This is a genomic window from Polyangium sp. y55x31, from assembly GCF_029946505.1.
GTDB lineage: Bacteria > Myxococcota_A > Polyangia > Polyangiales > Polyangiaceae > Polyangium.
In genome coordinates this window covers 1-21,521 of sequence record NZ_JARZHG010000001.1, presented here as the reverse complement: position 1 = coordinate 21,521, position 21,521 = coordinate 1, and the positions used below count along the sequence as shown (strand labels likewise).

Below are 21,521 nucleotides of genomic sequence, written 5' to 3'. Positions count from 1 at the left end.
TCACGTTCGTGCGTCCGCCCCATGTACCAAGTTTCGTCCGCGCCATTCCCCTTGCGCTTTGCGCATTTCTTCGGCGGGGCCGGGAGGAGCGGTAGGCTCGCCGCGTGGACCTACACGCCTGGGTAGATGCGTACCTGGATCACCTGCGGGTCGAGCGGGCGCTCTCGCCGCGCACGCTGGAGGCGTATGCCCGGGACCTCGGAAAGCTCTGCGCGCTCTGCGAGAAGAGCGGGATCTCGGCGCCGGGGGAGCTCGACGCGACGGTTGTCTCGACGTACCTCGTCGAGCTCGGCAGGCAGGGGCTCGGCGCGCGTTCGGCGACGCGGCACCTCTCGGCGGTGCGGGGTTTTTCCAAGTTCCTGCTGCGGGAGCGAGCGATTTCGGCCGATCCGTCGGCGCTCGTGGAGCGGCCTCGGACGAGCCGCAAGCTGCCGAAGGTGCTCTCCGTGGAGGAGATCGAGCGGATCTTGGAGGCGCCGGACCGCGCGTCGTTCCGGGGCCTGCGCGACCGCGCGATGTTGCACGTGATGTATGCCGCGGGGCTTCGCGTGAGTGAGGTCGTGGGGCTCAAGATTGCGGACGTGGATCGCAAGCAGGGCGTCGTGTTCGCGTTCGGCAAGGGCAGCAAGCGGCGGATCGTGCCGCTCGGGGAGCCTGCGCTCGACGCGCTCGATGCGTATCTGGCCGTGCGAAAGGAGCATCCGCGCGCGGCGATGACGCATGCGCTCTTCCTGTCGCCGAGGGGCAAACCGCTCACGCGGCAAGGCGTGTGGAAGCTGCTCGGCGCGTATGCGCGTGGGGTCGGCGTGACGAAGCCGAGCTCACCGCACAAGCTGCGCCACTCGTTTGCGACGCACCTGCTCGAAGGGGGCGCGGACTTGCGGAGCGTGCAGGCCTTGCTTGGACACGCGGACATCGCGACGACGGAGATCTACACGCACCTCACGGACGACCATGTCCGCACCGTGTACCGCCGGGCGCATCCTCGTTCCTGAGGTGCCCTCTGCATCGACCGCATCGCGGTCGATGCACCCGAGGTCCAGCGCTTGCGCAGGCCCCGGGTGCAGGGGCGGACAGCCCCTGCTCGGGCCCGGGGTGAAACCCCGGCGCTACGCGTCTACTTGAGGATGGAGCCGAGGTCTTGCTCGACCTGCTCTGCCGTCTGCCTGGGGACCTTCGCGTAGAGGCGCGTGCGCTCGGTGCGCACGAAGTACTCCACGGTGCTCAATGGATCCGTCGCAGGCACGCGCACGAGCTCGAGGAAGCCGATCGGTGAACCTGCGGCGTACTCCACGCGGAGCACCTCGTTCTTGCCTGCGGGCTCGCTCGTCACGTAGTCCGTTGGGCGCAGCCGATCGAGCTTTGCCATGAAGTTTGCTGCGGTCTCGTCCTTCTGATCGGCTGCTCCCGGATCGGCCCAGAAGCGCTTGCCTTCGGGCCCGCCGCGCACGATTTGCCGCTTCTTCCCGCCGGCGCTGAGCTCTGCCGTCGAGACCTCGGCTTCCTTCCACCCGTGAAGCTCACGCTCCACGAGCCGCGACTCTGCCGTGTCGAGATCACGCATCGCGCCGCCGTCGATCACGTACGTCTCGCCCGTCTGCGGCTCGCGCACGTAACGATCGCCGCCGCCGGGCGTCGTCCCGCCCAGCACGAGCTTGCGCTCGGCGCCGCCGATCGTGACCGTGAGTGTTCCCTCGGGCTCTGCGAGTCCGAACTCCGCCGCGCGATCCTCTGGGATGCGGCCGAGCGCGCGGAGGGCCTTCAGCGGTGCGAGCGACTCGACGAGCTTCTGCGCCACGCCCACGCCGACGAACTCGGTCTTCGTGCTGCCGCCGGGTGCGGGCGGCGGTGCGCCTGCGTCGGGGGTTGCCGGAGGCGGCGTTGCTTCGCGCTCCAGCGTGCCGAGGTAGTACGCGCCGAGCTTGTCGGATTTCGATTCGAGCGAGACCTTGCGGTTCTTGCCCTCGAAGACGACCTTCGCGACATCGGCCGGGCGCCCGGGCCATACCGTCGCTTCGGTCTGCACGAGCGCTTTGGGCTGCTCGTCGCGGGTCCACACGGCCACCGCGCTGACTGATGCCAGCACGAAGAGCCCGACGTGGACGAAGAGGCCGCGTCCCACGTTCATGCCTTCCTCCCGGCCGTGCGGCGCGCCCGCCGCGTCACGAGGAGCCCCACGCCGAAGAGGAGCGCCGGAGCCCCGATGATGGTCCCGTAGAACCAGAACATGTCCTTCTGCTTCGTGTGCTCGATCCGCACGTCCTCGGGCGTCACGATCTCTCCGCTGAAGCTCTCGTCGCCGCCGAGCCAGCGCACCGCGTCCACGGCGAAGAGCTGGTTCGTCTCGGCCACACCGAGCGCGAGATCGCTCAGCGCGTCCGCGTCTGCGAGCACGAAGGCGCGCATCTCCTGCGGACCCTTTACCTTGGCCTTGTCCACGCCTTCGCCGAGCGGCTTCGTCACTGCTGCGGCGAGATTGAACGTCGCCTTCTTCTCGTCGCCGTCGAGCTCGTAGTTGCCGTTCTTGTCGGCGAACGCCGCGCCCGACGATCGGAGCACGAAGTCCACCTTCGGCTCGGATCCGGCCTTCTTGTCGAGCGATCCGGCCACGGGAACGAGCACGACCGCGCGCTGCGAGACGCGGCTCAACGTCGAGACCGAGGCGTGCGACGAGAAGCGGTTCGAGACGAGGTTTGCCTTGTCCGAGGCGTTGCGGCGCCGCGGCACGAAGAGTTGGTCGGTCGTGGCGAGCACCGTCGGATCGAACGAGAGATCCGCGAGCGCTGCGAGCGGCGCGAGGTCCCCCTTCGTCTCCGGATCCAGCGCGAGGAGCAGCTTGCCGCCGCGCGCTGCGTACTTCTCGAGCGAGGCAATCTCCTCGGGCAAGAACGCCTGCGCCGGGCCGAGCACCACGACGAGCGATGCGTCGTCGGGCACCGCGTTCGCGAGGCCCTGCGGCATGCCGAGGTCCTTCACTGCGTAGTTCTGGCTCTCCAGCAAGCGACGCAGGATCTTCGACGTCCGGCCCTCGGCCGCCGCTGCGCCCGTGCCCTCGTTGAGCTCGCCGTGCCCGACCGTGAAGTAGGCCGTGCGTTGCTCCTTCATCGCCTTGAGCAGGGCCTTCTGGAAGTCGGCGTCGAGCGTCTTCAGCTTCGCCGCCGCCTTGTTCATCTCTTTGTCGAGCGTGAGCGTCTCGCGCGTCGGCCCGCGCAGGATCACGATCACCGCGTCCTGCGTGACCTTGTTGTCCTTCGCGAGCTGCGGGTTGAGCAGCCGGTCGTAGAAGCCGTACTTGAAGTTCGGCGCGCTCTTCGCGATGTCCGCGAGGTAGCCCTCGACCTCCATGCCGACGTCGTTCAAGGGCGGGAAGAACGCGCGCACCTCGACGGTGTCCGGCGCGCTCGTCACGATCTTCTTCGTCGACTCGCTCGCCTTCGCCGTGCGGAAGTACGAGAAGTCGACCTTCGCGTCGAGCTCGCCGGCCGCGTACGTGAAGAGCGCCGCGTAGGCCACGGCGAGCGCGAGCGAGAGGCCCGCGATGGTCGCCGCGCGGACGCGACGGCCCTCGACGCGGGGCGCGCGCCGCATGGGCGCGAGCGCGATCTCGCCGAACACGAGCGGCAACACCGACACGAGGATCAGGACGACCCACGCGACCGTGCTCGCCCCGTCGAAGCGGGCGCGTTTGTCCGGCGTCGCGTCGAGGATGCCGAGCGCGCGACGACCGACCTCGGTGTTCGCCGCGAAGTAGATCCCGAGGGCCACGAGCCCGAGCGCCGCGAAGAGCGAGAGCGCGCGCTCGATCTTTCGCCGCTCCGGATCCTTCTCGCTCGACGCGTGCAAGAACCGGAGCGCCGTCGTGGCCACCGCGCCGAGCATGCCGAGCGAGGAGATCACGAGCCGCCAGGTCTCGACGTTGCCGAGCAACCGCTCGCCGATGAAGACGAGCACGAGCGAGCCCACGAACGCGGGCGCGAGGAAGGGCGCATAGCTCGGCGGCGCCGCGGGTTTGCCCGCGGGTTGTTCCGCCTTCGCCTCGGGCGCCTTCTCGGCGGCCGGAGCCGCCTCTTTCGGTTTCAGCGCCATCGCCGCGCCTCCAGCGTCTTGGTGGCCGCGAGCAGGAAGAAGTACGTGACGGCCACGTAATAGACCACGTTCTCCAGCTTGAGCACGCCGGTCATGAAGGGGAATTGCCGCTGGTGGTGCAGCGCCATCCCAGAGAGCACGCCGTTCACCGGCGGCTCGGTCACCTTCGCGACGAGCCAGAGCGTCACCATCACCGCGAGCAAAAGCCCGCCGAGGATCGCCGCCATCACCTGGCTCCGGCTCACGGCCGACGTGAACATCCCGATCGCCAGCGCGGCCGAGCCGAGCAGCACGATGCCCGTGTAGCCCACGGCCACGTGCCCGAGGCTCACCTTGCCGTTCACGAAGATGAGCAGCGGCATGTACACGCTGATCAGCGTGATGAGCCCGATCATCGCGAGCGCCGCGAGGTACTTGCCCACGATGATCTCGACGTCCCGGATCGGCGCCGTGTTGAGCAGGACGAGCGTCCCGCGCTCCCGTTCTCCCGCGAGCAGCGGGATCGACATGAGCACCGCCACGATCATCGTGACGCCGCTCGCGCCGTTGAAGAACTCGCGGAGCACGTCCGCCGACATGCGCGATCCGGACAGGCCGTTCGCGCTGAACCACACGCCCTCGACGAGCAGCGCCGCGGCCCCGATGGCCCAGCCGAGCAGGGATCGCCCGTACGAGCCGATCTCTCTCCCTGCGACGAGCAGAGCATTTCTCATGTCCCGCTCCCGTCCTCTTTTTCCGCCGCGGCGTCCTTCGCCCCGGCATCACCCTCGCCGGCCGAGGCGCGCGCCTTCTTTGCGCCTTTCTTGCCGGCCCGCTTCTTCTTCGGCGCGGCCCCGGAGCCGCCGTCCGTCGTCTCTGCGCCCGCGAGCTCCAGGAACACGCTCTCGAGCTCCCGCTCGCCGCGACGCACCTCGAGGAGCCCGATCCCGGCCGTCACGAGCGCGCGGCACACCGCCTCGCGCGCGTCGCCGTCGGACTCGATCTGGAGCGTGACCACGCCTTCGCCGCCCTCCGTCGCGTCAATCGCCTCGACCGACACCACGCCCGCGACGGCGCTCGCGACCTCCTTGGCCTTCTCCTCGTCGCCGCGCACCGTCAAAAGGGCGCGCTGGTTTTTGAGCAGCTTCGCGCTGAGCTCGGCCTCGGTGCCGGTCGCGGCGATCTGGCCGTCGCGGATCACGAGGAGGCGATCACAGGTCTCGCTGATCTCGGAGAGAATGTGGGAGGACAAAAGGATCGTGTGCTCGCCCTTCAGGCTGCGGAGCAGCTCGCGCATCTCCACGATCTGCACAGGGTCGAGGCCACTGATGGGTTCGTCCAGCACGAGCAGCTTCGGCCCGTGCACGATGGCCTGGGCGATGCCGACACGTTGCTTGTACCCGTGCGACAGGGACGCGATGAGCTGGTCTTGCACCTCGGCGAGCGCCGTCGCCTCCAGCACCTCGGGCACGCGTTTGTCCGCGGAGGCCTTCGAGAGGCCCCGCAGGCGCGCGGCGAAGTGCAGGTAGGCGCGGACCGTCATCTCGCCGTAGAGCGGAGGCGTGTCCGGCAGGTAGCCGATCAGCGACCGCACCTCGTGCGGGCTCTCCACGACGTCGAGCCCGTTCACGCGGACCGAGCCCGAAGACGGGAGCAGATCGCAAGCCAGGATGCGGAGCGTGGTGGTCTTTCCGGCGCCGTTGAGCCCGAGCAAGCCCACGATTTCGCCGGCTTCGATGGAGAACGAGAGCGGCCCGACCGCCCTCCTCTCCCCGTAGTATTTGTAGAGGTCGACGATTTCGATCACGGCAAAAGCCTTCGTCATGCGCCGGCTTCCCCGGCGACGGCGCCCTTATAACAGAAGCACGCGCCCGTGATTCCCGACCTCGTCGGGATCCGACGTCGAGGCCGCCTCGAACGCCCCGGGCAGCCGTGGATCGGGGCGGCGCGCCTCGCGGCTCGGGGGGATCCCTCGGGAGGTTCAGCGTTTCCACGCGATCCCGCTCATCGGCCTTGCCGCCGGGGCGGGCCCGCGAGAAGGAGCCGCGCCATGACGGCGCGAGCCATGTTTCCAGGTCCCCGCAACGCATTCCTCGCGGTCACCGCGATGGCCCTCGGCATGGCCTGCCTGCAGGGAAATCGTCCGCCCGAGGTCGCGCCTCGCGGCACCCTCGTCCCCGGCGCCGCCGACGGCGCGGCCGCGGTCGACACGCGTGGAGCCTTCGCCGTCGTGTTCGGGACGCCGCGCGGCGACACGATCGACCCGCCCGAGGTGAGCCTCGTCTTCAACCGCCCGATGCGGCCGCTCGAGCTCGCGGGGGACGAGAGCGCGCCGCCCGCGTCGATCCAGCCTGCGGTGCCGGGCCGATGGGCCTGGGTCGGGACGAACGCGCTCTCGTTCGTGCCGGACAAGCGCCTGCCGCGGGCCACCGCGTTCGTGGTCACGGTCCCGGCCGGCACGAAGGCGCTCGATGGATCCACCCTGGAAAAACCGTTCGAGTTGCGCTTCACGACGGCGCGCCCCGAGGTCACCTCGGTCGAGCCCGAAGCCGGCCGCGACGACCTGCGACCCGATGCAAAATTCACGCTGCGCTTCAACCAGCCGATCGACGATCGCGAGCTCGAGAAGGCGCTCAAGATCACGGCGGGCCAGCGTCAGGACAAGTGGGCGTTCTCGGTCAAGCGCCCCGATCCGAAGAACGAGCAGCTCGTCGAGATCGTCCCGCGCGCGCCGCTCCCGCTCGACAGCGAGGTCGTGCTCGAAGTGAAGGGCCTCGCGGGCAAGGAGGGCAGCCTCCGAGCCGAGAAGGAGGAGCGGTTCGAGTTCCGCACGTACGGACCCCTCGCCGTGAAGGAGCTGCCGTGTGATCACGACACGCCGCACGGAAAATGCGCGCCCGACGGCGGCATCGGGATCTACCTCACGACGGCCGTCAAGCTCGGCGAGCTCAAGAAGGCCGTCCGCTTCGAGCCCAAGGTCGACGTCACGTGGCCCTCGTGGCTCGACGACGATCACGTCACGACCGGCGTCACGGTCTACGGCGCGTTCACGCCGGGCAAGAACGTCAAGGTCCTCGTCGCGAAGGGGCTCACGGACCAGCATGGGCAGAAGCTCGGCGCCGACTACCGCGCCGACGTGGCCTTCGACGACCTCTGGCCCAAGGCCGACATCGGCCTCCACGGCAGCGTCTTCGAGCCCGCGGCGCGTCGCGAGATCCCGATCGACTCCATCAACACGAAGGACCTCGAGCTCGTCGTCGCGCCGCTCTCGCCGGAAGACGCGATCCGCTTGCAGGACGATCCATACGGCCCGGGCCGCGCGCCCTCGTACGAAGACATCTTGGAGCTGCCCGGCGCGAAGGTCTCGAAGCTCGCCTCGAACGCGCCGCTCAACAAGCCCTCGCGGCACGCCGTGAAGACCGAGGAGGCGCTCGGCGGCAAGGACGCGCGCGGCGCGCTCGCGCTCGGCATTCGGTACATCGGCTGGCCCGGCTCGAACCACCAGCGCGCGGTCACGAACACGGCGATCGTCAAGGTCAGCGACCTCGCGGTCACCGGCAAACTCTCCGCGCGTGGCTCGCTGCTCTGGATCAGCCGCCTCTCGTCGGCGGCGCCGGTCAAGGGCGCCGAGGTCACGATCCAGAAGCCCGGCGAGTCACCCATCGGCCCGTTCCGCTCGGACGACAGCGGCTTCATCAAGCTGCCGCCGGACGTCTGGGCCCGCGGCAGCTCGGGCGCCGAGCGCGCCGTCATCCTCGTCAAGGACGGCAATGATTGGACCTACAAGCATCTGAACGACACGCTCAGTAGCTGGCGTTTCGACGTGCAGGTCGATCCCGGCCCCGATCGGCCGTTTGGCCTCGTGTTCACGGATCGCGGCATCTACCGGCCCGGCGACACGGTCCACATCAAGGGCATCTTCCGCAAGGAGGGCAACCCCGGCACCGTCACGCCCGTCGGTTTGCCCGTGGAGCTCAAGGTCGAGGGCCCGGACGGCGACGAGGTCGCCTCGCGCACCGAGACGCTCTCGCCCTTCGGCACCACGGCGATCGACGTCGTCGTCCCGCGCGCCGGCCGGCTCGGCACGTACTCGGTCCGCGCCACGGTGCAGGAAGGCAACCCGGGCTGGGCCGACGTGAGCGGCGACTTCGAGGTCGCCGAGTACCGGCCCGCCGAGTTCGCGGTCTCGGTCGAGAGCGACAAGCCGAGCTACGTGCGCGGCGACAAGGGCAAGTGGATCGCGCGCGGCGATTACCTCTACGGCGCGCCCATGGCCGGCGCCGACGCGCGGGTCGTCGTGACGCGCGGAGAAGCCGAGTTCCGCCCGCCGAACACCGATGGTTTTACCGTCGACGAGGCGACGTTCCACGCGGACACGGCCGACGAGACCACGCGGGAAGGCGAGATCCAGAGCAGCACGACGAAGCTCGACGCCAAGGGCACGGCTTCGATCGAGGCGCAGCTCACGCTCCCGGGCCAGCGCGGCCCCGAGCGCGTCACGGCCGAGGCCGAGGTGAACGACGTCTCGCGCCAGTACATCGCGGGCAGCACCACGGCCATCGTGCACCCGGCCGAGTTTTACGTCGCGCTCCGCACGGGCACCGACCTCTTCGTCGACGCGGGCAAACCCGTGAGCCCCGAGGTCTTCGCCGTGGATCCGAAGGGCGCGCGTGTGGCGGGCGTCCCGATCAAGATCGAGCTCGTGTCGCGCACGTGGCAAGTCGCGCGGCAAGCGACCTCCGGCGGCCTCGCGCACACCGTGGCCGAGGTCGTCGATCGTGTCGTCGAGACCTGCACGGTCACGACCACGGCCGGCGACAAACCGGTCTCGTGCAAGCTCACGCCCGCCGCGTCCGGCTACCACGTCGTCCACGCGACCGCGGTCGACACCCGGAAAAACCCCGTCGGCGCCGCGGAGCCGCTCTACGTCTTCGGCGGCTCGGGCGGCGGCGGATTCAGCGACAGCGATCGGCTCGTCGTCGAGCTCGTCGCCGACAAGGAGAGCTACGAGGTCGGCGACAAGGCGCGCTTCCTCGTGAAGTCGCCGTTCGCCGCGGCCGAGGCGCTCGTGACCGTGGAGCGCGCCGGCATCCTCTCGCAGCGCCGCGTGAAACTCGCGGGCGCGATGCCGACGATCGAGATCCCGGTCACCGAGGATCTGCGCCCGAACGCGTTCGTCTCGGTCCTGCTCGTCCGCGGCCGCACCAAGCCCGCGCCGACGAACGTGAAAGATCCCGACGTCGGCGCGCCCGCGTTCCGCATGGGATACGCGCCGCTGCTCGTGAACCCCGAGAAGCGCAGGCTCAAGATCGCGCTCACGCCGAACAAGACGGAGGCGCGGCCCGGCGAGAACGTCGAGGTCGATGTCCTCGTGCGGGATCACGCGGGCAAACCCGCGCGCGCCGAGGTCACGTTCTACGCGGTCGACGAGGGCGTGCTCTCGCTCATCGGGTACAAGACGCCCGATCCGATCGGCGTCTTCGGCGCCCCGCGCCCCTTGCGCGTCAGCTCGCTCGAGGTGCGCGCCGCGCTCGCCCGTGTCTTCCGGCCGTACGGCGATCTCGGCACCGACAAGGGCCTCGACGGCGGCGACGGCGGCGGCGGCATGTCCGTGCGGCGCGACTTCCGCTCGAGCGCCACGTTCGTCCCCTCGATCATCACGGACGACGCGGGCCGCGCCAAGGTGAAGTTCCGCCTCCCGGACACGCTCACGACCTACCGCCTCATGGCCGTCACCGCGGCCGAGGACGATCGCTTCGGCTTCGCGGAGAACCGCGTCGTCGCGAGCCGACCGCTCATGGCGCGCCCCGCTTTGCCGCGGTTTTTGCGCGCCGGCGACACGCTCGACGCGTCCGTCGTCGTGAGTTCGAAGGGCATCGGCAAGACCTCGGCCACGGTGGAGGTCAAGCTCGACGGGCTCACGCTCTCCGGCGATACGAAGCGCACCATCGATCTCGCGCCCGGCACGCCTGTCGAGGTTCGCTTCCCGATCGCGGCGCCGAAGGCCGGCAAGGCGAAGATCGGCTTCGTCGTGCGTGCGACCGAGTCCGGCAAACCGCTCGAGGATGCCGTCGAGGTCGAGCGCGACGTCCGCGTCCCGCTCTCGCCCGAGGCCGTCGCGCTGTACGGCGACACGACCACGGAGATCGCGGAGAAGCTCGGGGATCTCTCGGCGATCCGCGACGACACGGGCGGGCTCGACGTCAGCATGGCCTCGACCGCGCTCGTCGGCCTCGGCGGCGGCGTCGAGCAGCTCATCGACTACCCGTACGGCTGCACCGAGCAGCTCGTGAGCAAGCTCGTGCCGATGCTCCCGCTCCGCGATCTCGCGCAGGACTTCAAGATCCCGCTGCCGAAGAACACGGACGCGATCATCGCCGCCACGGTGGCCGAGATCCTGAAGCACCAGCGCGGCGACGGCGGCTTCGGCATGTGGGCGGGCTCGGACCGCTCGAACCTCTGGGCCAGCACCTACGCGCTCTGGGGCCTCGGCGAGGCCAAGCGCCGCAACGTCGACATCCCCCAGACCGCGATCGACGGGGCCGCGCGCCACGTCCACGAGGCGCTCGATGCGGAGGAATACGACGAGTACCTGAGCGCGACCGCGCCCTTCATCCTCGACGTGCTCGCCGAGAACCGCCACCCCGACACGGGCCGCACGACGCGCCTCTTCGAGGAGCGCAAGAAGCTCCCGCTCTTCTCGCAGGCGTTCCTCCTGCACGCCATGGTCACGGGCAAGCACGATCGCGCGAGCATCGAACAGCTCGTGAACGAGCTCGAAGGCGCGCTCCGGCTCGACGGCAACGTCGCCCGCGCCGCGTCGAACCTCGGCGACAAGTACGCCGTGCTCATGGACTCCGACACGCGCACGACCGCGCTCGTCCTCCGCGCGCTCCTCGCGGCGCGCCCGAACCACCCGATCGCGGCGAAGCTCGCCATGGGCCTGCTCGCCGATCGCAAGGGCGGTTCCTGGCGCAACACGCAGGAGGCCGCCTGGTCGCTCGTCGCGCTCGACGCGTATCGCAACGCGCAGGAGAAGGCCACGCCCGACTTTCTGGCGCACGTCTTCCTCGGCCAGGCCGAGATCGCGACGCAGGCCTTCCGCGGCCGCGACGTGAACCAGGCCCGCATCAGCCTGCCTGCCGAGCGCCTCACCTCGGCCGGCGGCAGCGTCCTCGCCTTCGACGTCGAGGGGACGGGCCGCCTCTTCTACGAGGCGCGCCTTCGTTACGCCCGCAAGGAGCTGCCCAAGGCGCCGCTCGATCGTGGCTTCTTCGTGCAGAAGACGTTGCGCCCCGTGAGCCCCGCCGAGCTCGCCACCCTGCTCGCCGCGCCGCCTGGCGCAAGTGTGAGCACCTTCCCCGGCGGTCAGCTCGTCCTCGGCGAGATCGTCGTCGTCACGCCGTCGCCGCGGAAATACGTGGTCGTCGACGATCCGCTCCCGGCCGGCTTCGAGCCCGTCGACGCGCGCCTCGCTACGACTGCGAGCGGCGCGAACCTCGATGGGGACCAGGGCGAACCCGACGACACGTTCGACGAGGAGGGCGGCTACGACGACGTCGCCACGGGCCGCGCGATCCTCTCCAGCCGTTACCTGCGCGAGCTGCGCGACGACCGCGTCCTCTTCTTCGTCGACCACATGGCGGCCGGCATGTATCGCTATCGGTACCTCGCGCGCGCGACCTCGATCGGCACGTTCGTCCTTCCGCCCGCACGCGCCGAGGAGATGTACGTGCCCGAGGTGTTTGGAAGGACCGCCGCCGGCACGATCACGGTGACCGCCAGCAAGTGACCCGATCCCGCCTCGCTCGTGCGCTCGTCCGGTGGCTCGTGCCTCGCAGCCGCCGCCGCCGGATCGAGCTCGCGCTCGCGGCGCTTCTCTCCCCGATCCTCTGCCTCTGCCTCGCCGCCGCGCTCACGCCGCTCCCGCCCGAGCTCGCCGCGGCCGATCTCGCCGCGGCCGATCCCTCCACGGTCTTCCTCGATCGGCACGGCACGGTCCTCTGCGAGGTCCGCGCCAAGGACGGCACACGCGCGCGCCCCGTACGCCTAGCCGACATCGATCCACGCGTCACCCGCGCCGTGCTTGCGGCCGAGGACAAGCGGTTTTACCTGCACCCCGGCGTCGACCCGATCGCGATCGCCCGCGCCGCGGGGCAAGCCCTGCTCGCACGAGGCATCGTCTCCGGCGGCTCGACGCTCACGCAGCAGCTCGCGCGCACCCTCGTCCCGCGCCCGCGCTCTGTCGTCGGCAAGCTCCGCGAGATGGTGCTCGCGCTGCGGATCGAGGCCTCCCTGTCGAAACCGCGGATCCTCGAAGAGTACCTGAACCGCGTCGCCTTCGGCCCCTCGCTCCGCGGCGTCGAGGCCGCGAGCCGTTTCTACTTCGACAAATCCACCCGTGATCTCTCCCTCGCCGAGGCTGCCGCGCTCGCCAGCCTGCCGCGTGGACCCACGCTTTACGATCCTCGCCGCGGCACCGACCTCCTCGAGCGCCGCCGTGATCGTGTCCTCGAACGCATGCGCGCCGCGCGCCTCGCCGATCACGAGGACGTCGATCGTGCCCTCGGCGAACCTCTCGTCCTCGCCCCGCGTGGAAGTGGCCTCGGCATCCCGCACCTGCGCCGCGCCTTGCTCGGGGGAGGGAAGGGGATCGGCGCGGACGGGCTCGCCGGACAGGCGACGACGATCACGACCACCCTCGACCGTGGCCTCCAGCGTGAGATCGAGATCCTTGCGGTCCAAACGGTCGAGCGCCTCGTGCAGCGCCACGTCACGGCCGCTTCCGTCGTCGTCCTCGACAACGAAACGGGGGACATCCTCGCCTACGTCGGCTCGCCCGACATCGAAAACGAGGCGCGCCTCGGCCACAACGACGGCGTCCTCGCCAAGCGCCAGCCCGGCTCCACGTTAAAACCCTTCGTGTACGGCCTCGGCATGGAGATCGCCGGCTTCACCGCCGCCACGATCCTCCCCGACGTCGACCTGCATTTCCCCACGCCCGACGGCGACTACCACCCGAACAACTACGACGGCCGCTTCCACGGCCCCGTCCGCGTCCGCGAGGCCCTCGCGAGCTCCTTCAACGTCCCCGCCATCGTCGCCGCCTCCCGCGTCGGCCCCGAGCGCCTCCTCGCGCGCCTGCGCGACCTCGGCTTCGCCTCCCTCGATCGCAGCGCGCGCGACTACGGCCTCGCCCTCGCGCTCGGCGACGGCGAGGTCCGCTTGATCGAGCTCGCCGCCGCCTACGCCACCCTCGCGCGCGGCGGCCTCTCCGTCACGCCACGCGCCGTCCGCGAGGCCCGCGCCGCCACCGGCGAGCTCCTCCCGCTCCCCGCGCCTCCGCCTCGCCGCGTCCTCGATCGGCGCGCTGCCTACGTCCTCACGCACATCCTCGCCGATCGGCATGCGCGCCTCGCCACGTTCGGCGAGAACAGCGTCCTCGAGCTCCCGTTCCCGGTCGCCGCGAAGACCGGCACCTCAAAGGGGTTTCGCGACAACGTCACCGTCGGCTTCACGCCCTCCGTCACCGTCGCCGTCTGGGTCGGCAACTTCGACGGTTCACCGATGAGCGGCGTCAGCGGTGTGACCGGCGCCGGCCCGCTCTTCCACGACGCCATGCTCGCGGCTTCACGCATGTACTCCGAGCGCGCGTTCGAGCGACCCGAAGGCCTCGTCGACGTCGACATCTGCCCCCTCTCCGGCGCGCGCCCCGGCCCCGATTGCCCGCATCGCCGCAGCGAGCTCGTCCCCCGGGACGCCTCGCTCGCGACCTGCGACATGCACGAGCGCGTCCGCATCGATCGCCGCAACGGCCTGCGCGCCGGTCCTGCCTGCTCGGACGCCACCACCGACGCCCGCGTCTTCGAGCGTTACCCGCCCGAGCTTGCTGCATGGGCCGAAAATGCCGGCCGCCCCGTCGCGCCGCGCGCCTCCTCGCCCCTCTGCCCCGAGAGTGATCGCAGGGCGCCCTCCCGCATCCGCATCGCCTTCCCGCCCGACGGCGCGCGGTTCGTGCGTGACGGCGCCCTCGCCGCTGAAGAGGCGATCCGTGTCCGCGTCGACGCGCCTTCCGAGGCCCGCGCCGTGCGCCTCCTCGTCGACGGCCGTGCGTTTGCCCTGACGCCCCCGTTCGAGCGGTCGATCCCGCTCGTGCCGGGCGAGCACACGCTCGTCGTCGAGGCGGACGGGGCCTCGTCGGAGCCTGTCAGGTTCTCGGTGCAGTGAGCGGCTCCGGAAGCGGCGCTGCCCCCTCCGGCGCGTCCACCGGCAGCTCCGCAGCGCGCTTCTCCCCGGGCGCGGCCGGCTCGAACCGCGTCCGCGGCAGGTACCGCCCTCCGTCGAGCTGCTGCAGCCGTTTCACCAGACGCTCCCGCACCCGGCACCGCAGATCCCAGAGCTTCCCCGCGCTCGGCGCCGACACCAGCGCCCGGAGCTGCAGCGTCGCTGGCAGGGCGTCGGTCACCACCAGCATCGCCACCCGCCCGTCCCAGTCCGGATCCGCCTCGCACGCCAGCCGCACCTCCTCGCGGAGCACGTCGATCGGCGCCATGTAGTCCACGTGTAAAAAGACCGTCCCCAAAAGCTCCGGCGACGACCGCGTCCAGTTCTGGAACGGCTTGTCGAGGAGCTGCGAGATCGGCAGCACGAGGCGCCGCTGATCCCAGATCCGCACCACCACGAAGGTCAGCGTGATCTCCTCGACCGTGCCCCACTCGCCCTCGATCACCACCTCGTCGCCGATCCGCACCGGCTGCGCGATCGAGAGCTGCAGCCCCGCGAGGATCGTCGCGATCGACCGCTGCGCGGCGAACCCCAGCACCACGCCCGCGATCCCTGCCGATGCGAGCAGCGAGACGCCCACCTGCCGCACGAGATCGAACTGCATCAAGACGAGCGCCGTGGCCAGCAGCGCGATGAGCACGCCCCCGATCTGGCGGAGCATCGAGATCCGCGTCCGCGCGGCCCGCACGTGCGCGGGATCCTGATCCCTCGCCGCGTACCGCTCGGCCATCTCCGCGGCGCCCACGCCGAGCGCCCGATCCATCGCCCACGCGCAGCCGATCATGAGCAGCGGGCTCAGGATCCGCCCGAGCCACGCCTCCGTCTCGGCCGTCGGCTCGAACGCCGCCGCCCCCGCGCGCACGAACATCACCGCCAGGATGAGGCGGCAAGGGCCTCGGAACGCCTCGACGATCCGATCATCCCAGCGCGCGTCCGTGCGCGACGCGATCTTGCCGAGCAGGCGCACCGCCGCCGTGCCGCAGATCCAGCCGACCACCGGCGCCACCAGCACCACGAGCCCCTGCCAGACGAGCAGCCCGAAGGGCGTCTGCCGATGGAGGAACCCGGACGCGCCGCTCGCCACGCCTCCGTCCGCGGCGAGCGCCTCCGCGGCGAACGTCGACGCCGCCGCGAGCGCTCCGACCAGGACACCAGATCGTTTGTGCACAAATCGAATGTGCCTCACACGACCGGCATCGCAAGCGGCTTTTGGGGGTCAGGTCAGGACGAAGTTGTTCAGCGTCGCCACGATGACGCCGATGATGCTCTCGCCGGCGATGAGGCCCGAGGCGATCGGCACGGTCATCTCCTCGCCCTTCTTGCTCAGCTTGCCGAAGGCGAAGGAGAGCACCGCGCCGAGGAACATCGCGAGCGGGTAATAAAACGGCAGGATGAACCCGAGCCCGATGCCCGTGGGCGAGGGGAGGTACTTCTTGTACTTCGGCAGGAGCTTCTCCAGCAGAACCAGCGCCGTGCCCACCACGAGGCCCACCGCGATGCACGTCCGCGCCATCGGATGCAGGTTGCCGATGCCCACCTTGAACACCTCGGCCACCGCCTTCCACTGCTGCGCCGCCGGCGCCGGGAACGCGGGGTTGTCGCCCGTCAGAGCGCCGGCGTTCGGCACCAGCATGTAGAAGCCGATCACCGTCGCGATCGTCCCAGGCAGGATCCCCAGCATCTGCGCGACGAACTGCCGCCGCGGATTCGCGCCGAGCAGATACCCCGACTTGAGATCGTTCAGGAGATCCGCGCTCGCGCTCGCCGAGCCCGCCGTGATCCCGGCCGTCATCAGGTTCGCCGTCGCGCTCTGCGGGATGAGCACGCCGTAGATGAGCTGCATGATCTTGCCCATCGCGCCCGTCGGCGTGATGTCCGTCTCGCCCGTCGCGCGGCACGCGACCAGCGAGAGCACGAACGTGAGCCCCACGGCGAGCAGGCCGAGGTGCAGCGGCACCCCGAAGAACTGCCAGGCGATCCCCACGACGCCGATCGTCGCGATCGACCCGCCGATCACGAACCAGCGCATCGGCACCTCGACCCCGGCCCGCGCCGTCCCCGCGTCCCCGCCCGCGGCCTTCCCGAAGCTCTTGAAGGCCCGGACGATCGTCCTCCACTGGAGCACGAACGAGAGCAGGCCCGACGCCACCAGCATCGGCGCGCCGATCCAGAGCCCGATCTCCTTCCACGCCGTCTGCGGTTTCGCGGCCGCCGCCACGACCTGCCCGAGCTGGTTCGTCCACTGCGCTTCCATCGCGATCGGCGTCACGAACACCGCGAGCACGATCGCGCCCACCATCATCGAGATCGTCGCGCGCAGCCCCACGAGCGCGCCGGCCGCGACCAGCGCCACCCCGTGATCCAGCTTGATGTTGAACGCGGAGAGCGGGTACGCCTTGCCTGCCGCGGTGATCTTGGGCAGCCAATCGAAGATCGCCGACGCGCCCGGCAGGAGCGCCGTGCGGGTCACCACGCCCGCCGCGTCGACCGACTTCACGATGTTCAGGTCCTTGAGGATCGGGATGAGCCCGGCCACCGCGGCCGACGCCATCAGCGCGCGGCCTTTTTCGAGCGCGCTCGCGCCCTGGCTGTAGAGGCTCTGGAGCGTCACGGCCGCGGCCGTGCCCGACGGGAAGCGCAGCCGCTCCTGGTTGATCATGTTGCGCTTCATCGGGATGGCGATGACGGTCCCGAGCAGCGCCAGCGCCACGGTCCAGGCGGCCAGCACCGGCCAGGGCATGTGGGTGCCCTTGGGGTTGTCCGGCGTGACGCTCAGCATGAGCAGCGCCGGGATCGCCGAGACCATCGTGCCGCCGGTCGAGTACCCCGCGGAGGACGCGGTCGACTGCATGCAGTTGTTCTCGAGGATCGTCATCGGCGTCTTCGCGATCCCGGCGCGCAGGAGGGCGCCCCAGATCGAGAAGGAGAGGATGCACGCCGTGATCGCGACGCCGAGGTGCCAGCCCGTCTTCAGGCCGACGTAGAGGTTCGTGAACGCGAGCAAGAACCCGAGCGCGGTGCCCATGCCCACCGCGCGAGGCGTGAGCTGCGCGGTCCCTTCGCCCCGGTAGGCCTTGGCGTACCAGGTCTCTTCGTCCATCTCGCCGACCGTCTCCGGCGCGATGTCGAGCGGCTTTCCGCGCTCGACTTCGGCCTCCGTCGTCGGCGCCGGCTGGAAGAGCGGTCCACCACCATCTCCGGCGACCGTACGCGGCTCGGCTCCCGGCGTCTCGATCTCGCTCATGCCCATGTTCGCCTCATACCATGGAGTACCATGCCGGCGGGGCGAACAACTCGGCCTCGCGGGGCTAGCTCAACGGAACGCGACCTCGGGATTCGACGCCTCGCGTGCGAGCGCCTCCCGCTCCCGGGCGAGGTAATCCCGGATCGCCGCGTCGAGCCTCGGATCGGCCACGTGATGGAGGCTCCTCGTGATCGTGGGTTCGAACCCGCGGGTCATCTTGTGTTCTCCGCCCGCGCCGGGCTCGAAGCGCCCGATCTTCCGCAGGATGCACTGCTCGATCGAGTGGTAGAAGCAAACGTTGAAATGGAGGAAAGGCCGCTCCTCCGAGGCGCCCCAGTACCTTCCGTACAGGGCGTCCTTCCCGGCGAAATTGAAAGCCCCGGCGATGGGGCGTTTGCCCTCCCGGGCGAGCACGACCTCCACCCCGTCCCCGAGCCGCGGCACGATCTCCTCGAAAAACGCGCGGTTCAGGTACCGTCGCCCCCAGTAAAACTTGTCGACCGTGGCCGTGTAATACCCATACATCGCGTCCACGAGATCGGGCGTGATCTCCCGCCCGCGCAAGGTGACGATGTCGATCCCCTGCGTCACCATCTCGCGCCGCTCGCGTTTCCACTGATTGCGACGTTTCGACGAAAACCGCGCGAGGAAATCGTCGTACGTCGCATACCCGGCGTTCTTCCAGTGAAATTGCAGCCCATACCGCTCGGCGAGGCCGAAGCTCGCGAGCTCGGTCGCCTGGTCCTCGGTCGGGAAGAGGACATGCGCGCTCGAAATCTCGAGCCGCGCGACGAGCTGCCGGAGGCCCTCGGCCATGGCGGCCGCGATCTTCGAGGACGAGGCCCCCTCGGCCACGAGGATCCGCGGGGCCGTCGCGGGCGTGAACGGGACGGCCACGATGAGCTTGGGGAAGTACTCGATCCCGGCGCGATGCGCAGCGCTGGCCCAAGCATGGTCGAAGACGAACTCGCCCTCGCTGTTGCCCTTGAGGAACGAGGGCGCCGCCGCGATCAGGCGCTCACCCTCGTGCAAGGTGAGGTAGTGCGGCAGCCAGCCGGACCGAGGCTCGACGCAGCCCGTCCGTTCGAGGACGTCGAAAAACGCCCAGCGGAGGAATGGAGCCTCGGAGACGCCCCCGAGGGCATCCCAGGCCTCCTCGGGGATGTCGCGGATCGTTTCGTGGACGCGGAGCTCGAACACTCCGCGGTATCCTCGGCGGGAGTCGGGAGGTTGGCAAGGGGCATGGTCGTTGCGTACGGCTGCTGCCCCGGGCAAGATGGCCTGCATGGGTGACCCTGCGCGAAGGATCAAGCCGCCCGAACGGCCTGCGACGGTGGAGGATCTGCTGGCTATCCCTGAGGAGGAGCGGCGTCACGAGATCATCGATGGCGAGCTCGTCGAGAAAGCGGCGCCGAGCTTCGACCACGGCTCGTCGATCCTCGGCCTCGGGGGCGTTCTTCGTTCCGAGTACGGTCGACCGCCCGGGCGTGGGGGCAGCGGCGGCTGGTGGCTCTCCACCGACGCCGACATCGAGCTCGCCCCCGACCAGATCTATCGCCCCGACATCGTGGGCTGGCGCCGGGATCGTGTACCCAAGCGACCGACCGGCACCCCGATCCGGACGCGTCCCGATTGGGTCTGCGAGATCCTCTCGCCGAGCAACACGACCAACGACACGATCAAGAAGCGCCGGACGTACCATCGCTACGAGGTCCCCCATTACTGGATCCTCGATCCGATGCGAGGTGAGCTCACGGTCTACCGGTGGACCGAAGACGGCTACCTCATCGCCGGCGAGGCCACGCGCGGCGAACGTATCCGGGCCGAACCTTTCGAGGCGGTCGAGATCGATCTCGACGAATTGCTCGGCGACGTGGAGGAAGAGGGCGCGTCGTAGACCTTGCCGATCACGGAGAGCTCGATGTCGGCCTTGCGCGCATTGAGCATATCCTGGAGCCCAAGAAAAAGATCATTCGCAGTGAGATTTCGCATCGGGGGAGGGGGCCACGAACGGGCCGACAGGATCAATGCGGTCGGCGGCCAGGCATTGACGATGGTCGGGACCCTGGGCTCGGGGGCGCGGGTAGACCGAGGCGATGGTCGGGACCATGGGCGCGGGGTCGCGGGTAGGCCGAGGCGATGAACCCGACCACGGGGATGGGGTAGGGGCCAGGCCGAGGTGATGGTCGGGAGCATGGGCCCGGGCAAGCGGGTAGGCCGCGCGGCTGGTCGCGAGCATGGGCTCGGGGTCGCCCGTAGGCCGAGGCGATGGTCGGGACCATGGGGATCGGGTCGCGGGTAGCCCGGGCGGCAAGCCAAACCAGGGGCCAAACCTCGAATTCGCGCGAGTCCGTCACGAACTCGCGCAGCGGTCGTGCTTTATCCCGTGGCCTTGCCTACGCGCTCGCTCCGCGCGATGTCCAGGCAGCACCATCGCGTTGCCTTCGACTGCCGGTACGCGTGATCATGGAGGTGCATGATGCACGCCAGGTCGGGAACGGATCTCGTCCACAGCCAGCCGAGTCCCGGCAGGTTGGCGCTTTACGCCAGTCGAGCAGCGGCGCCCCTCTTGGTCGTGAAGACCCACCTCCGCACCACCGACCCCGACGAGCTGCTCCCCGCCTACGCCCGCCTCTACCCGGGCGCGACGCTCCGACCCCTGTCAGGGACCGCCTTCCGGTGTGATTTCGGGGCCACCTCGGCCGGGCCCGTGTCGTTCGTGGCGGGGGACTGGGACCTCGGCGGCCGGGTCGAGACGGCCGCCCTCGGCGATCGGTACGCGCTGGTGTTCGGAGGGGAGGGCAGCGGCGATGGGGAGGTGGAGATCCGGAGCCAGCGCCTTTTGATCGCTCCTGGAACGCGGGCCGTGCTCTTCGTTCCCGGGCGGCCGGCGAACATCACGATGCCCGTGGGCTCGAAGGGCCGGACCTTCACCATCGAGCGATCCGCCCTCGAGGCGCATTTCGCCATGCTCACCGGCCACGCGAGCCGCGGCCCGATCGCGTTCGACCCCGCCCTGGATCTCACCACGGGCGGCGGCGCGACGCTCCACGGGATCGTGCGGCTGCTCCGGGAGGAGATCGAGCGCCCCGCAGACTCGCCGTTCGTCCGGCCGCGGCTCTTCGACGTGCTCCTCACCGCGCTCGTGACCATCCCTCGCCACGAGGGCTTGCGCCTGCTCGAGCTCCCGCCCCCGCGCGTCGCCCCCGCGGTCGTGCGCCGGGCCGAGGAGTACATCGCGGCGCACGCCGGCGAGGCGATCCGGCTCTCGGACATCGTCGCCGCGGCGGGCGCGCCGGCCCGCTCGCTCCAGGCGGCGTTTCGCGCGGCGCGGGGCATGACGCCGATGGAGTTCCTGAAGATGCGGCGGCTCGAGCAGGCGCACCACATGCTCCTCGCCCCGCGGCCCGAGACGACCGTGTCGGGCGTCGCCGCCGTCATGGGCTTCCGCAATGCGGGGCGGTTCAGCGTCGAATACAGAAAGCGCTTCCAGGAGAGCCCCTCCGAGACGCTCACGCGCGGCCGTGTCGCCGGCGCGCGCTGATCAAAAAACGCAAGGCTGATCGAAACGCGCAAGGATTTCGCCCCGGCAGCGGGACGGATATCGCGGGAGCGAGCGCGCTCGGGTATCGATTCGTCTCCATGATATACGCCTCTCCATCGCCGGGATGGAGGTCGTCCTCGAGCAGGCGCTTTGACGTGAGCGGACGTTTCAGGTAACGGTCGCCGCTGCAAACTTGACGACAATGGAAAGATCAAAAATGACGAAGGCATCCATCGCACCCCTCTTGCTCGTCCTGCTTTCGGGCGGTTCGCTCGGCTGCGAGATCATCGCCAAGGTCGATCGCAGCCAGATCGACGTCGGCGTGGGCGGGAGCGGCGGCGTGGGCGGGAGCGGCGGCGCGGGCGGGAGCGGCGGCGTGGGCGG

The 21,521-nt window shown here is 69.9% G+C and carries 12 protein-coding genes; 5 read left to right on the top strand and 7 right to left on the bottom strand.

Translation table 11 applies throughout. The features are described from left to right. Window positions 1-104: 104 nt before the first annotated feature. Window positions 105-995: a site-specific tyrosine recombinase XerD gene (gene xerD / locus QHF84_RS00060; protein WP_281311041.1), complete on the top strand. Its 891-nt coding sequence runs from the start codon at window positions 105-107 to the stop codon at window positions 993-995. Between the two features lie 122 nt (window positions 996-1,117). Here xerD and QHF84_RS00055 read toward each other — a convergent pair whose 3' ends face one another. Genes QHF84_RS00055 through QHF84_RS00040 form a run of 4 tightly spaced genes read right to left on the bottom strand, consistent with a single transcriptional unit; the run spans window position 1,118 to window position 5,890 of the window. Further along, window positions 1,118-2,128, bottom strand: a complete 1,011-nt coding sequence (locus QHF84_RS00055) for a DUF4340 domain-containing protein (protein WP_281311040.1) — start codon at window positions 2,126-2,128, stop codon at window positions 1,118-1,120. Further along, complete coding sequence (locus QHF84_RS00050; protein ID WP_281311039.1) at window positions 2,125-4,086, bottom strand: Gldg family protein; 1,962 nt, start codon at window positions 4,084-4,086, stop codon at window positions 2,125-2,127. The genes QHF84_RS00055 and QHF84_RS00050 overlap by 4 nt, the downstream gene beginning before the upstream one ends. After that, a complete protein-coding gene (locus QHF84_RS00045; RefSeq protein ID WP_281311038.1) occupies window positions 4,077-4,799 on the bottom strand; it encodes an ABC transporter permease subunit in 723 nt (240 codons plus the stop codon). The genes QHF84_RS00050 and QHF84_RS00045 overlap by 10 nt, the downstream gene beginning before the upstream one ends. Next, window positions 4,796-5,890 (bottom strand): ABC transporter ATP-binding protein, encoded by a 1,095-nt coding sequence (locus QHF84_RS00040; protein ID WP_281311037.1) that lies wholly within the window; start codon window positions 5,888-5,890, stop codon window positions 4,796-4,798. The genes QHF84_RS00045 and QHF84_RS00040 overlap by 4 nt, the downstream gene beginning before the upstream one ends. Before the next feature lie 225 nt (window positions 5,891-6,115). On the opposite strand from QHF84_RS00040, the gene QHF84_RS00035 reads away from it, so the two are divergent. Together QHF84_RS00035 and pbpC are read left to right on the top strand one after the other, a co-directional pair. After that, the gene (locus tag QHF84_RS00035) at window positions 6,116-11,857 is read left to right on the top strand and encodes an Ig-like domain-containing alpha-2-macroglobulin family protein (RefSeq protein WP_281311036.1); all 5,742 of its coding nucleotides are present in this window, start codon (window positions 6,116-6,118) and stop codon (window positions 11,855-11,857) included. Between the two features lie 38 nt (window positions 11,858-11,895). Next, a complete protein-coding gene (pbpC, locus tag QHF84_RS00030) occupies window positions 11,896-14,292 on the top strand; it encodes a penicillin-binding protein 1C (RefSeq protein ID WP_281311035.1) in 2,397 nt (798 codons plus the stop codon). On the opposite strand, the gene QHF84_RS00025 is transcribed toward pbpC, so the two are convergent. The 3 genes from QHF84_RS00025 to QHF84_RS00015 all read right to left on the bottom strand — a co-directional run bounded on the left by QHF84_RS00025 (window position 14,273) and on the right by QHF84_RS00015 (window position 18,793). Continuing rightward, a complete protein-coding gene (locus QHF84_RS00025) occupies window positions 14,273-15,517 on the bottom strand; it encodes a mechanosensitive ion channel domain-containing protein (protein WP_281311034.1) in 1,245 nt (414 codons plus the stop codon). The two genes, pbpC and QHF84_RS00025, sit on opposite strands and share 20 nt — an antisense overlap. A gap of 48 nt (window positions 15,518-15,565) precedes the next feature. After that, the gene (locus QHF84_RS00020; RefSeq protein WP_281311033.1) at window positions 15,566-17,599 is read right to left on the bottom strand and encodes an OPT family oligopeptide transporter; all 2,034 of its coding nucleotides are present in this window, start codon (window positions 17,597-17,599) and stop codon (window positions 15,566-15,568) included. Window positions 17,600-17,662: 63 nt separating this feature from the next. Next, window positions 17,663-18,793 (bottom strand): GNAT family N-acetyltransferase, encoded by a 1,131-nt coding sequence (locus QHF84_RS00015; RefSeq protein ID WP_281311032.1) that lies wholly within the window; start codon window positions 18,791-18,793, stop codon window positions 17,663-17,665. Between the two features lie 85 nt (window positions 18,794-18,878). On the opposite strand from QHF84_RS00015, the gene QHF84_RS00010 reads away from it, so the two are divergent. Further along, complete coding sequence (locus tag QHF84_RS00010) at window positions 18,879-19,490, top strand: Uma2 family endonuclease (RefSeq protein WP_281311031.1); 612 nt, start codon at window positions 18,879-18,881, stop codon at window positions 19,488-19,490. 678 nt (window positions 19,491-20,168) lie between these two features. Beyond that, on the top strand, window positions 20,169-21,137 hold the full coding sequence (locus QHF84_RS00005; RefSeq protein WP_281311030.1) for an AraC family transcriptional regulator: 969 nt from the start codon (window positions 20,169-20,171) through the stop codon (window positions 21,135-21,137). Window positions 21,138-21,521 lie beyond the last annotated feature (384 nt).